General features: G+C 35.6%; 11 protein-coding genes. 5 read left to right on the top strand and 6 right to left on the bottom strand.

Features of this window, described 5'->3' with window-relative positions:
* The first annotated feature begins 34 nt into the window (after positions 1-34).
* Positions 35-2119, top strand: a complete 2085-nt coding sequence (gene recG, locus BUA89_RS11940) for an ATP-dependent DNA helicase RecG (RefSeq protein ID WP_072957827.1) — start codon at positions 35-37, stop codon at positions 2117-2119.
* 584 nt (positions 2120-2703) lie between these two features.
* Here the strand turns inward: recG and BUA89_RS11935 are convergent.
* The 4 genes from BUA89_RS11935 to dapA all read right to left on the bottom strand — a co-directional run bounded on the left by BUA89_RS11935 (position 2704) and on the right by dapA (position 5615).
* Positions 2704-3150 (bottom strand): hypothetical protein, encoded by a 447-nt coding sequence (locus BUA89_RS11935; protein WP_072957824.1) that lies wholly within the window; start codon positions 3148-3150, stop codon positions 2704-2706.
* Positions 3147-3725, bottom strand: a complete 579-nt coding sequence (locus tag BUA89_RS11930) for a helix-turn-helix domain-containing protein (RefSeq protein ID WP_072957820.1) — start codon at positions 3723-3725, stop codon at positions 3147-3149. The genes BUA89_RS11935 and BUA89_RS11930 overlap by 4 nt, the downstream gene beginning before the upstream one ends.
* Positions 3726-4020: 295 nt before the next feature.
* Positions 4021-4524, bottom strand: coding sequence for a GNAT family N-acetyltransferase (locus BUA89_RS11925; protein ID WP_072958003.1), 504 nt, complete (start codon positions 4522-4524; stop codon positions 4021-4023).
* 218 nt (positions 4525-4742) lie between these two features.
* On the bottom strand, positions 4743-5615 hold the full coding sequence (dapA, locus tag BUA89_RS11920; RefSeq protein ID WP_072957817.1) for a 4-hydroxy-tetrahydrodipicolinate synthase: 873 nt from the start codon (positions 5613-5615) through the stop codon (positions 4743-4745).
* Positions 5616-5807: 192 nt separating this feature from the next.
* Here dapA and BUA89_RS11915 point away from each other — a divergent pair, with 192 nt between their 5' ends.
* The 4 genes from BUA89_RS11915 to recO are packed head-to-tail and all read left to right on the top strand — an operon-like array spanning position 5808 to position 10490.
* Positions 5808-6566: a 5'-nucleotidase C-terminal domain-containing protein gene (locus BUA89_RS11915; protein WP_072957814.1), complete on the top strand. Its 759-nt coding sequence runs from the start codon at positions 5808-5810 to the stop codon at positions 6564-6566.
* Complete coding sequence (locus BUA89_RS11910; protein ID WP_072957811.1) at positions 6566-7516, top strand: bifunctional metallophosphatase/5'-nucleotidase; 951 nt, start codon at positions 6566-6568, stop codon at positions 7514-7516. Before BUA89_RS11915 ends, BUA89_RS11910 begins: the two co-directional genes overlap by 1 nt.
* Positions 7517-7518: 2 nt before the next feature.
* Positions 7519-9804: a type IX secretion system anionic LPS delivery protein PorZ gene (gene porZ / locus BUA89_RS11905; protein WP_072957808.1), complete on the top strand. Its 2286-nt coding sequence runs from the start codon at positions 7519-7521 to the stop codon at positions 9802-9804.
* The gene (gene recO / locus BUA89_RS11900) at positions 9804-10490 is read left to right on the top strand and encodes a DNA repair protein RecO (RefSeq protein ID WP_072957806.1); all 687 of its coding nucleotides are present in this window, start codon (positions 9804-9806) and stop codon (positions 10488-10490) included. Before porZ ends, recO begins: the two co-directional genes overlap by 1 nt.
* 155 nt (positions 10491-10645) lie before the next feature.
* Here the strand turns inward: recO and BUA89_RS11895 are convergent, their stop codons facing one another.
* Together BUA89_RS11895 and BUA89_RS11890 are read right to left on the bottom strand one after the other, a co-directional pair.
* Entirely contained in the window at positions 10646-13300 is a 2655-nt protein-coding gene (locus BUA89_RS11895) for an MGH1-like glycoside hydrolase domain-containing protein (RefSeq protein WP_178362457.1), read from the bottom strand.
* A 388-nt stretch (positions 13301-13688) separates the two neighbouring features.
* The gene (locus tag BUA89_RS11890; RefSeq protein ID WP_072957800.1) at positions 13689-14498 is read right to left on the bottom strand and encodes a glucose 1-dehydrogenase; all 810 of its coding nucleotides are present in this window, start codon (positions 14496-14498) and stop codon (positions 13689-13691) included.
* Between the last annotated feature and the right edge of the window lies 1 nt (position 14499).

Genomic DNA, 14499 nt, shown 5'->3' with positions numbered 1-14499 from the left:
CTAATTTTTCCCGAAATTCGTGGCTCTTAAAAAAATGAATCTCGAAACTTCCATAGAATACGTCAAAGGCATCGGTCCTGAAAAAGCCAAACTCATCAAATCTGTGTTAGGCATTTCTACCGTGGAAGATCTTCTGAACTTTTTTCCTCTTCGTTATCTGGATAAAAGCAAGGTTCATAAAGTTTCTCAGCTTCATGATGTGACGACTGATGTTCAGTTAAAAGGAAAAATCACCAATATTCAGGAAGTACAGACCGGAAAAACCAAACGTCTATCCGCCAAATTCAATGATGATACTGGAACGATGGATCTTGTCTGGTTTCAGTATTCTAAATGGCTAAAAGAACAGCTTCCGATCAATCAGGAAATCTATATTTTCGGAAAGATTAATGTATTTAACAATCAATACTCTATGCCGCATCCGGAAATAGAAGTTGAGGAAAAAAAAGATGCAGAAAATCGATTAAGACCTATTTATCCAAGTTCTGAAAAATTGACCAAAAGAGGCTTGGGACAGAGATTTTTTCAAACGGTCTTAAGAACTATCTGCAAAGAAATCCCGAATCTTATTCAGGAAAACTTCCCTGATTATCTGATGAATTCTTTTAAATTCTTGTCAAGGCAACACACCTATCTTAATATTCATTTCCCAAAAGATATGGAACATTATGATAAAGCGAACTATCGGTTGAAATTTGAAGAATCTTTCTTCTTTCAATTGGGATATGCCTTAAAAAAGCTTCATCACAAAAGTCATACAATTGGAAATCCGTTTCCTATTGTCGGAGATTATTTTAATAATTTCTACGAAAATCATCTTCCTTTTGATCTTACGGGGGCTCAAAAAAGAGTATTGAAAGAAATCCGTATGGATATGAAACGTCCGATCCAGATGAACAGATTGTTGCAAGGTGATGTGGGTTCAGGAAAAACAATGGTTGCTTTACTAACGATGCTGATTGCTTTAGACAATGGTTTTCAAAGCTGTATGATGGCTCCTACAGAAATTCTTGCCCAACAGCATTACAACGGAATTAAAGATCTTGTAAAAAATACTAATATTAACGTAAGGCTTTTAACAGGCTCTACAAAAACATCCGAACGAAAAATCATTCACGAACAACTTGAAAATGGTGAACTTTCTATTTTGGTAGGAACACACGCTGTTTTGGAAGATAAAGTTAAGTTTAAAAATTTAGGTTTAGCAATTATTGATGAGCAGCATAGATTCGGGGTGGCACAAAGAGCAAAGCTTTGGGCAAAAAATAAAATTCCTCCCCATATTCTGGTGATGACGGCAACACCCATTCCGAGGACTTTGGCGATGAGCTTTTATTCTGATCTGGATGTTTCGGTGATTGACGAAATGCCGATGGGAAGAAAACCTATCATTACCGCTCACAGAAGAGAAAAAGACAGAGCGTATGTTTATAATTTCTGCCGTGAGGAAATCCAGAAAGGAAGACAGATTTATTTTGTGTATCCTTTAATAGAAGAATCTGAAACACTGGATTATAAAAACCTGATGACCGGACTCGAAAATGTAATGGATAACTTTTCGCATTATAACGTCACGATGCTTCACGGTAAGATGAAACCCGCTGAAAAAGATGCTGCGATGAATTATTTTGCTTCCGGCAAAGCAGAAATAATGGTTGCCACAACGGTTATTGAAGTTGGTGTAAACGTTCCGAATGCTTCTGTAATGGTGATTGAGAGTTCCGAGAGATTTGGTTTGTCACAGCTTCACCAGCTTCGCGGACGTGTCGGGCGAGGTGCAGAACAGAGTTATTGTATTTTAATGACCTCCGATAAATTGTCTAAAGACAGCAGAACCCGTATCAAAACTATGGTGGACACCAATGACGGCTTTAAAATTTCCGAGGTTGATATGCAGCTCCGGGGTCCCGGAGATATTTTGGGAACCCAGCAAAGCGGTGTAGTCGATTTTAAAAGATTAGATCTTGTAAATGATGCAGCAATCATTAAAACTACCAAAAAAACGGTGGAAAAAATTCTGGAGACCGATCCTTTATTAGCAAGAACAGATAATCAGATCATTAAAAATTATTACTTGAGAAACTATAAAGGAAAAAATAAATGGAGTAAAATTTCATAAAAAAACCGCGAAAAGAAATCAATCTTCACGCGGTTCCCCCTTATAAAACTGTTATTTTGAAGAAAATTACTTTGCTTCGTTAAAATAATTTTACTTTAATTTTCTCGTTTAATATTTTGTGATGTGGTGTTTGAAAATATTTATCTTATTTAATTCTAAACGAAAAAGTAAAAAAACAAAATGAATTATGTTCCCAACTGTTATTTATAAAAACTAACTTCGTTCGGCTAAAGGATTTTATAACTAAGAAACATTTTTTCCTTCAACTACTTCGAGTTTTCATGATTGTACCGTTTTGTTTAAAGATCTTCTACGCTTTAAAGTTGGAAATGATATAATTCATTTTGTTTAACTAACATTGTGATTTATATTTTTATTTCTTTTGAAACAATAATTTCCCGATCATTTACGTTTTCGATATAGTAAATCTGTGTTCCGATTTATATTTAACAAGATCCAGAAAAAGAAATAATTTTACAGGAAATGCTTTGTAATTTCCCTGCTAAAATTATCACATTAACGTGAATATTGTTCAGCAAATATAAATATTATTTTTAAATTCCAAAACATAAATATTTATTTTTTCACACTTTCATGATAAAGTTATTTTTATTGAGCCCTGAAGTGTGATACTGCCACATGATCATCATTATTTCATTAATTTTATTTTTCATATCTTTATAATTATCAGAGAGTTCCATAGCAATATTTGCTCCTTTCACAAAAACTAGTTCCTCCTGACTTGCCGACATAGAATCCGAGTAAATTACTGTTACCAGATGATCCTGTTTGCATTCTGATTTAATTTTCAGAAAAACTTCAGAATTGTCTTTATTAAAAACCGTATAGCTTAAAAATGCAATTTCAGGAATTGGATTCTGCTTTTTTTTAAGATACCTCATCAAGCTTTCTTCATCATCAAACGACAGGCATTTTACATTAATCTTTATTTCCTTAAATACATTCTGAAAAAGAGAACGATGGTCTTCATGATGATCCAGAAGAACCACATTCAGATACTCCTTATTCATATTACTTTACGGTATCGATTTTCGGAGCCCTCTCCTTTCCTTCTCAACAGCATGATTTTCTGAAACTGAGAAGGGGTAATCCCCGTTGTATTTTTAAACTGGCTGCTCAGATGCGAAACACTCGAATAGTTAAGCTTGTGGGCAATCTCCGTAAGACTGAGCCTTTTTCCGATAAGCAATTCTTTGGCATACTCAATTTTCTGAATAATAATAAAATTCTCAATCGAAGTAAAAGTAGCTTCCGAAAACAGGCTGGAAAGGTATCCATAGCTGTGATTCAATGCTTTTGCAATATGAATGGATGCTTTTACCGGAATAATATCGTTTGAAAAAACAAGCTTCACAATGGTATCTTTTATTTTCTGAACCAATGCATCCTTTTGGCTTTGAATAATTTCTATCCCATACTCTTCAAGATTTTTTTTAAATTCTTCGTGTTGATTTTGGGTTAAAGCTTCGTAAAATTCTACTTCTCCAAAGTTCAGCAGACGGTATTTCAGCCCGTGCTGCTTGAGTTTTTCATCCAATATTCTCTGACAAAGCGTATTGAAATCAAATTTAACATACATTTTCATCCTGTAGTAATCTCTTAAATGTTTAGGTAAATATAAATAATATATTTCATTAATTCGTGAAATAAATAAAATATATTATTTAAAACATAGCATAAACAAAAAATCCTTGCATTTTAGCAATGCAGGGATTTAAACACTAAGGATGAAAAAAAATATACTGATAAAAAGCATAAGCTTAAGACCAAGCATATGAATGTATTATTTATAAGCGATTTGGTTCTATTGCAAAGTTGACTAAAAAAAACATGTCACACATTATAGAATTACAATAAATTGTTATATAATTTTAAGTCATTTATTTGTGAAATAAAAACTCCATCAGGTAATCATCCATTACAAAACCGTTTCCGATGTCAAAAACTCCTTCGTCATAAACTGTATATCCTTGGGATTGGTAGAATTTTTTGGCAGAATTGTATTTATTTACATTTAAAATAATTCTAACATCCCCACTCTCCCGAACTTTTTCTTTCAAAAACTCTAATGCTCCTTTTCCTAAACCTTTACCTTTACTTTCAGGAACCAAATAAATTCTGTGAAGCTTTGTGGTTTCATTTTCATATCCGTTTTCGTACCCAATAAATCCTTCAAAAGAACGATTGTTTTCATCCTGAATTAAATAATAATGATAATTTGCTTGTTTTAAATGACTTTCAATTTCTTCAGCAGAATACATGGTAGACAACATATATTCCATCTGTTCAGCAGATAATATTTCAGCATAAGCATTCTCCCAGGATCTTCTTGCCAAATCCTGAATTAACGGAATATCATTTTTGGTGGCTTTTATAAATTTCATTGAATTTAAATATTTATTTTTTAACGCAAAGTTCGCAAAGATTTTCTTTAAATACTTCATGTTTTTAAGTTCACAAAGGCGTTTGACTACGTCGAATCTTCGATTTCACTCAGCAAAGGGGTTAATTAAAAAAGGTGAAAAGCATCTAAACTTCTCACCTTATTATGTTTAACTGTAAAGTTCACAATTCACTGCAAAGCAAATTGAGTATTGACATTTTAAATGTTCGCCATTTCAGCTTTAATTTTAGCATAAAGTCCTTCTGATGCTGGAACCAATGGAAGTCTTAAATAGTTTTTAATAATTCCCATTTCAGCCAAAATCACTTTAATTCCGCAAGGATTTCCTTCTGCGAAAATCAGTCTTGTGATTTCTACCAACTTGTTGTGGATCTCATACGCCTCATCAACTTTTCTATCAAAAGCTAACTGAACCATTGTTGAAAATTCTTTTGGATATGCCTGCCCGATTACAGAAATTACTCCTGCTCCACCTGCTAACGTTACGGGAAGTGTATATTCGTCATCTCCTGAAACTAAGTTAAAACCTTCCGGCTTCTTTCTCAGAATATCAAAATACTGTAAAATATTGGGTGCCGCTTCTTTAATTAGGAATAAATTCGGGAATTCTTTTGCTAAACGTAGCGTTGTTTCTGCTTCAATATTTTGTCCTGTTCTTGAAGGAACGTTATAAATAATGATATTTTTCCCTGTTGAAGCCAAAGCTTTGTAATGCTGATAAAGCCCTCCCTGATTGGGTTTGTTATAATACGGGGACACAGAAAGTACCGCTTCAAAAGCAGAAAGATCTGTCTCTTCAATCTGTTTCTTTACCTCAAGAGTATTATTTCCGCCAATCCCTAAAACCAAGGGAACACGTTTATTATTAACCTTAATGATATGCTCAACTACCTGTTTCTTCTCTTCAGCAGAAAGCGTCGCAGCTTCCGCTGTAGTTCCCAAAACAACTAAATAATTGGTTCCGTTTTCGATGTTGTAATTAACTAATTTTGTCAAACTGTCGAAATCTACGGATAAATCTTCATTAAAGGGTGTTACCAATGCAACACCTACTCCTTTTAAAATGCTCATCTGTTAGAATTATTTTTGTCAAATTTAATAATTTCGACTAAGAATTTCTAATAATTAATAATGTTTTATTATACATATAATTATATTTGCATATACTAAAAGATTTATGAAATCGCCATCACTTGATTCTTTATAAGGCACAGGGGGTAATCAGCGACAACATATCACCTTTATAAAAATAATTTGCTGTATATGAAAAATAAATTCTTGTTATTAGGAATTGCTCTGGCTGCACTTTCTGCTTGTAAAACGGCTTCTCCGTTGCAGGTGGCAAATGTTCAGACCCAGAAAAATATTTCTATTAATAATGAGCTAAAGAATGATGAGGAGTTTGCAAAAATTATTGAACCCTATAAGGAAAAATTAGACAGAGAAATGAACCAGAAGATCTCCCACACTAATGTAGACCTTACAAAACAGGGGGACAATAGTAATTTGGGCAATCTTTTAGCAGACTATACATTCGACGGAGCTGATGAATGGGCGAAAAAAAATCTTCAGAAAAATGTGGATGCCGCACTGATCAATATCGGGGGAATCCGTACCACGATCGGAAAAGGAGATATTCTACTGAAAAGTGTTTTTGAAGTAATGCCTTTCGAAAATGAAGTCATTATTGTAAAAATGAAAGGTTCGGATTTGCAGGGCTTGTATGATTATTATGCAAAAACTCAGGTGAATAATCCTGTATCTCATTTATACATTGAAACCAATAACGGACAACTCACCAAAACTTTAATTAATGGAAAAGCAGTAAATCCGGCTCAGGATTATTACATCGCAACGTCTGATTATTTGGCTTTGGGAGGTGACAATATGAAATTCTTCGCCAAAGGAGAATCTATTCCGACAGGAATTAAGTTAAGGGATCTTTTTATTGATTATTTCAAGAAAACTCCTGAAGTTGTTGTAAATAATGATGTTCGTTTAAATTTTATTGGTAAGAAATAATGGAGAGAAAAAGTTTTTTAAAAGCAATAGGTGGCGGAACTTTAGCAATGGCTTTAGCTCCCAATATGATGATGGCTGAACAATTAAATATTCTTGATTTAAAATCCGCAAATAAACTAACTATTCTTCATACCAACGACCAACACAGCAGAATAGAGCCATTTGATACAAGCTATACCAAAAATCCTAATCAGGGTGGTTTTGCGAGAAGGGCAAGCTTAATTCAGCAAATCAGAAATCAGGAATCCAATGTTTTGCTTCTTGATTCAGGTGATATTTTTCAAGGAACTCCTTACTTCAACTTTTTCGGAGGTGAGCTTGAGTTCAAATTAATGTCCATGATGAAGTATGATGCTTCAACGATGGGAAATCATGATTTTGACAATGGTTTGGACGGATTTTTAAAAGTTTTGCCGAATGCGCAGTTTCCTTTTATCTGTTCAAATTATGATTTTAAAAATACAGTCCTCGACGGAAAAACGTCTCAATATAAGATCTTCAATAAAAACGGAATCAAGGTTGGGCTTTTTGGTGTAGGAATTCAGCTGGATGGATTGGTGGGCAAAAAACAATACGGAGAAACTGTGTATTCAGATCCCGTTGAAGTAGCCCAACATTATTCTAACTTCCTAAAAAATGAACAAAAATGTGATCTTGTCATCTGCCTTTCGCACATCGGCTACGATTACAAAGACGAACCCAATAAAATAAGTGATAAAATCCTGGCTGCCAAAACAGAAAATATTGATATTATTTTAGGCGGACATACCCATACTTTTTTACCGGAACCACAGACATTTACCAACAGAGCAGGTAAAAATGTGTTGGTAAACCAAGTGGGATGGGCCGGACTTCTTTTGGGCAGAATAGATTTCTTCTTTGATACTAATAAAAATGTAAAACATATTTCCTGGAACAATCAGGTAATAGACAGCAGTATAATAGCATAAGCATGAAAAAACTCTCTTTAATTTCTCTTGGTATTTTGGCATCCCTGCAAATTGCAAATGCACAGACTATTTCTTCAAAAAAATGGGCAGATTTATTTTCCTACAATAATGTCTTGGCCATGAAAGAAGACAACGGAAAAATAGTTGCAGCAGCTGAAAACGGGATATTCTACTATACAATTTCAACAGGTGAAATTACCAAGCTGTCTAAAGCAAACGGCTTGCATGAGGTAAAAATTTCAGCATTCGATTACAATCCGCAGACAAAAATCGGATTGATTGGCTATCAGAATGGTTCTTTAGATGTAGTTACACCAGACGGAGTGACTTATGTTGTTGATATACCAATTGCAACGGGATACAATGGAAGTAAGAAAATCAATCATATTTCGATTACTGGAGACTTAGCCGTAATTTCTGTTGGATATGGTGTTTCTATATTTGATTTAAAGAAAAAAGAATTTAAAGATTCAGCATTTTTCATATCCGGCGGAGTTTATCAGGCTAGTAATGAAGCTACTATTTTAGGGAACAAAGTTTTCTCTGTAACCAATACCGGTTTAAAAACTCATGAAATGAATACTACTTTCCCGGTTTTCACAACATGGGCAACCGAAATGCCGGGCTCTTTTAAACATATTGATTCGGAGGGTGTATTAAGCTTTTCGTCGGCAACAACAGCATATCTATATAATGGTGGAACTCCTGTTGCACTTTCTCAGACCTTTACAGATGTTCATGATGTTGTGGTTAACAACAACAACATTATTGTTACAGATCTTAGCAGAGTGTATACATTTAATACAAGCGGTACATTTGGTAATGCTGTTGCTTTTGGAGAAGAATGTAATACGGCAACAACCATTGGAAGCAGTGTTTACGGAGGAACTATTCTATCGGGAATAAAAAATGAAAGCAGCAATACTTTTAAACCGGATGGCCCATACTTTAATTACGCTTATAAAATAAGTTTGTATGGTGATAATCAGATATTGGTTTCCAGCGGAGGAAGGGAAGGGAGATTTAATGTTCCAATTATTAATACAAAAAATCCAGGATTCTATTTCTTCAACGGAATGGAATGGATCTATCCATCTTACTTCATAGGCAATACAACGTCGTTCAATATTTTGGATGTAGTTTCTGATCCTGCAGATCCAAATGACATTTTTTTCACTAATTATAATAATAATGTTGGACGTGGGATCTATAAGATGAAATATAATGCAAGCAGTAAAGATTTTGCATTTACTAAATACTATGATTTAGGAACAGATAGTCCAGTAACTAGACGTCCTGTAGGGCTTACTTTTGATGACTCCAATAATCTGTTTGCCTCGATCGCCTTTTCGGGAGAAGGTGCTGCCCTTGGCGCTTTAACTGCTGTCGGTGCATATGATAGAACGGCCGATAATTTTCTTATTTCTAATACTACTTCTTTATTTGGTGCCGCACAAAAACCTTTATATTATGAAGGATTATTATGGATGCCTATTCCCAGAATTAATAGTTTTATTGCTTATGATACAAAAAAAACTTTGAGTATATCAGATGATACCGCTTATATCCTAAACCAGTCAAATGGATTTGCAACAGCTTCGGGAGGAACAATTTCTGTAGCCATCGACAAATCAGGAGATGCGTGGATTGGTAGCGATATAGGATTGAGAGTTTTATCAAATGCTATTTCTGTAATTAAAACTCCTGCCGATGCAGTTGTTGAACCCATTATCATAGAACAAAACGGGCTTGGAGAAGAACTTTTCAGAGATTCGCAAATTTTGCAGATTGAGGTGGATGCGGGAGACCACAAATGGGTTTCTGTAGACGGCGGTGGTGTATATTATCTTTCTGCCGACGGCCAGCGAACCATTAAGCATTTTACCAAGGAAAACTCTCCGCTTCCGACAAACAGCATCACAGATATTAAGGTAGATAGAAAAACGGGGAAAGTATACTTCGTTTCCTATAGCGGAATTGTAACCTATCAGGGAGATGTGGCCGATGTTACTTCAGACTTTGGTAATGTTTTGGTATACCCGAATCCTGTTGTATACTCTAATTTTAAAGGGAAAGTTACCATTAAAGGTTTAGCAGAGGTTACCAATATCAGAATTGCCGATGCAGCCGGAAATGTCGTACATTCTGCTGTAGCAAGAGGCGGATATTATGAGTGGGATCTTAACAATCAGAGAGGAAAAAGAGTGGCTTCGGGAATCTATTTTGTATTAATGACTAACGAAGACGGCTCAGATAAAGCTACTGCAAAGATAGCGGTCGTAAATTAATGAATTCACAGAACGGATTTTTATTATCATACATAAAATACGGTGAAAATGATGCAGTTCTGCATTGTTTTACAGAAGAAGACGGGTTTCAGTCTTATTTTTTGAAAGGAATTTATGCCAAAAAAAATAAGAAAAAAGCCCTGCTTCTGCCGTTAAGCAAACTCAACTTTTCTTTAACCCCCTTAAAAGGCAACGGAATACAGACGATTTCCAAGTTTGAACTGGTAAAAAGTAACGATATTTATACAGATATCCGATGTAATACCGTTGTGTTTTTCATTTCAGATTTTCTGAATCACAACTTAAAATATGAGAACAAAAACCATCATATTTTCTTCTGTCTGGAAGAATTTATCAATGAACTGGAAAATGGAAATTACCAGTCACATTTAATTTTTTTAATTAAAATTTTAAAGATTCATGGAGTCGCACCATTAATTAACAACGGAAAATTCCTGAATCCGGAAACCGGAACATTTGCTTTAGAATCTACGCATCAGCTTTTTACAGAAGATATTTCCACCATCTGGAAAAGCATTCTTTCGATGGAAAACCCTTATAAAATAAAAATTTCAACATCGTTCAGGAAAGACTTTCTGGACAGTGTTTTGATATATTACCATTATCATATTACAGATTTCAAAACGCCTGGTTCATTGGAAGTTATCCAACAGATATTTGAATAATATTAAGTTGATAAATTCATTATTTTATTAAACTTAGCAAACTATTTGAACACTAAGCTCATCAATTTTTTAACTCCTAACTGTTTCTAATTTCTATAAAGTCGTGTCACTTATAAAAGCCCGCAGGATACCAACAACTAGCAACATAAACCTCATTATTTCGCATCCTCCGGCATTTCCGTTTCAGATTCTGCAATTTCCTTTTTAGAAAATCTCGGCATCAGAATTTTTGCAATTAATCCCGTCCATCCTGTCTGGTGCGATGCTCCTACTCCACGCCCGTTGTCTCCATGAAAATATTCGTAAAATAAAATATAATCCCTAAAATCGGGGTCGTTCTGAAATTTTGGATATTGCCCGTTGAAAGGGCGGTTTCCGTTTTCATCTTTTAAAAATAATTTAGATAACCTCTTGCTTAAACCGTCTGCAATCTGGTCCAGACTTGAGTAATTTCCGCTTCCGGTAGGATATTCAACCAGAAAATCTGGGCTGTAATAAAAGAAAAATCGCTGCAGACTTTCAATAATTAAAAAATTAACCGGAAACCAAATCGGGCCGCGCCAATTACTGTTTCCTCCAAACAATCCGCTGTCACTTTCGGCAGGAGTATATTTTACGGTATAATCTGTTCCGTTTAAATGTAAGTTGAATGAATTTTTTTCATATTCTTTCGACAGAGCTCGCACCCCAAATTCACTTAAAAACTGATTGGGATCTAACATTCTGCTCAATAATCTTTTCAAACGATGCCCGCGTAAAAGTGAAAGCAAATGCTTAGAATCCTCACCTTTTACTTCCCAATGCGAAACCAGAGCAGCTAATTCCGGTTTATTTTCTAACACCCAATTCATTCTTTTTTTGAAATTCGGAAGTTTTTCTATCATTTCATCATCAATGACTTCAACTGCAAACATCGGAATTAATCCAACAATTGTTCTAAGCTTTAAATACATGTGGTTACCGTCGCTGGATGCAAGAGCATCATAAAAAAATTCATCTTCTTCGTCCCAAAGGCTAAAACACTCATCCCCCATATTGTCGAGTGAATTCGCAATAGACAGGAAATGTTCAAAAAACTTCATTGCCATTTCTTCATACACATTGTTGTATAAAGCCAATTCCAATGCGATCCTCATCATATTGAGCGCAAACATTGCCATCCAGCTTGTCCCGTCCGATTGCTCCAGGTGTTCCCCATTAGGAAGTTTGGCATTACGGTCAAAGATCCCGATATTATCAAGCCCTAAAAAACCACCTTCAAAAATATTATTTCCGTTGTTATCTTTTTTATTCACCCACCATGTAAAATTCATCAGCAGCTTCTGGAAGGCACTTTCAAGGAATTCCAGATCAGGTTTATCTTTTAAATACTCATCAATTTTAAAAACTCTGAAAACCGCCCAGGCATGCACCGGTGGATTTACATCACTGAAATTCCATTCATAAGCGGGAAGTTGGCCATTGGGATGCATATACCATTCGAAAAGAAAAAGTTTGAGCTGATGCTTGGCAAAATCAGGATCAATTAATGAAAAACTTATGGTATGGAAAGCCAGATCCCAAGTCGCATACCATGGATATTCCCATTTATCCGGCATGGAAATAATATGTTCGTTGTTCAGATGCTTCCATTCATAATTCCGGATTTTTTCTCTGGATTTTGGTGGGCTGAGTTCTGTGGGATCACCTTTTAGCCATTTTTCAACGTTGTAATGATAAAACATCTTGTTCCAGAGCATTCCTGCAAAAGCCTGCCGCTGAACCAGTTTTTCATCATCTGTTTTAATACCGTTCTGGATTTCGGCGTAAAACTCATCAGCTTCATTTTGTCTTGAAGTAAAAATATCGTCAAAATCTTTGAAAGGCTTTTTCAAAGATTTGTCTGATATTCTGAATTCGAATGTCTTGGTTTCTTTAGGTTTAAAATTTTCATTGATGAAAAATGATGCTTTTGTTCCGAAATCTTTTGGATTAATAGCTTGAGAATTCCCGTTCATGACGAAATCATTAATCCCGTCTTTCTTAAATCTGGATCTGCTCGGACACTGATAAAGCCTTTCATTATGTGTTTCATTATCGCAAAAAAGAACTTTCTCGGATTCTTTCGCATAAATATTCCTGATTTCCAAATCCTTGTGATGAACATTAATGACATTGGCATCATCGGAACTCATCTGCGGTTTATACTCATCATACCCCCAATTCCAGGTATTTCGGAACCAAACTGTAGGAAGAATAACTAACGGTGCTTCATTTTCAGATTTATTAATGATTGTCAGTTTAACCAAAATATCACTTGGACTTTCTTTGGCGTATTCTATAAACAGGTCGAAATATTCATTTTGATCAAAAATTCCGGTGTCTATTAATTCATATTCGGTTTCTTCTTTGGTTCTTGTTGTATTGGTTTTTATTAAATCTTCGTAAGGAAATGCATTTTGAGGATATTTATACAGCATTTTCATGTACGAATGCGTTGGCGTAGAGTCTAAATAGTAAAAATATTCTTTCACGTCTTCTCCATGGTTTCCCTGCCCGTTTGTAAGTCCGAAGAACCGTTCCTTCACCATTTTATCTTTTTTATTCCAGAATCCAAAGGAAAAAACAAGCTTTTGAAGGTCATCACAAATTCCGCAGATTCCCTCCTCTCCCCAACGATAGGTTTTGGCTTCCGCAATGTCATGATTGGTGTAATTCCAGGCATCACCGTCTGCGCTATAATCTTCTCGCACCAATCCCCATTCGCGATTGCTTACATAGGGTCCCCATTTTTTCCAGGTGACATCGGAGAGTCTTTCTTTTTCTTTCATAATTTTTTATAAATGATGATTGATCAATGATATATGATTAAATATGAATTGCTTAATTTTTAAAAAACTTTGAGGTTTGATTGCGTATAGTTTTCATTCTGTTTGTCATCCGTAGGAATCTAAGCAAAGTTTTTTAAATTTATTTCCTCTGAATTAAGATAAACAAAGGCGCTTCGCTTATTTTTGAAATACAAGCTTTCTGAAGCTATTTAAAATTGACAAAGGGAACGAATTCAACCTTGATAACTGACTTTCAAAAGACTTTCTCTTCTTCTTCGACTGTTCTGCGCCCCGGATTGAACGGCCTGTCTGAGCTCTTTTTGTAAGCTTCGGTAAAAGCAAGGCACAAAAAAGCGAGTAGTGAGAGCCGGAAATGTGCGCCCAAAGCTTATCCTCCCGTGGAAAAACTTTCGAAAGTCGTCATTCCGCCATCCACGAAGATACTTGCTCCGGTGATGTAATCTGCCAGATCGCTTGCCAGAAATGCAGCCAGATTTCCGATGTCTTCCGGTTGCCCGATTCTGTTGTATGGAATTAAATTTAATAATGAATTCAAAGCCTCCGGAGTGCTCCAGGCGTCTTTATTAATTGGCGTCTGAATGGCTCCGGGACAGATGGAATTGACACGGATTTTATCGGCTCCATATTCCTGCGCCAATGTCTGCATCAGCATTTTAATCGCCCCTTTACTCGAAGCATAATTAGCATGCCCTGCCCAAGGAATAATCTCATGAACCGAACTGATGTGGATAATTTTTCCGCAGGCCACGGAGCGGGACGGATCGATTCCTCGGCGAAGAAATTCTTTGATGGCTTCTCTTGCACATAAAAACTGACCGGTAAGATTAATTCCGATAACAGTATTCCATTGGTCGATCGTCATTTCTGTGAATTTTGCATCTTTCTGAACTCCGGCATTGTTGATAAGAATATCAACTGTCCCAAATTGTGAAACCACATCCTGAAACATTTTCATGACCTGATCTTCTTTGGATACATCACATTGATACGTAATTCCGTTTCCGCCGGCGTCAGTAATTTCCTTTAAAACAGCCTTTGCTTCGTCAACTGAACGTTCTGAGGAATGATTGACAATGACTGTTGCACCTGCTGAGGCAATTGATTTGGCAATGCCTGAACCTATTCCGCTGGAAGCACCTGTGACCACGGCGACCTGATTATGCAATGAAATTTTCATA

The sequence above is a fragment of the Chryseobacterium arachidis genome (genome assembly GCF_900129245.1).
Taxonomy (GTDB): Bacteria; Bacteroidota; Bacteroidia; order Flavobacteriales; family Weeksellaceae; genus Chryseobacterium; species Chryseobacterium arachidis.
The sequence above is the reverse complement of the archived record's forward strand: the minus strand, read 5'-3'. Positions and strand labels throughout refer to the sequence as shown.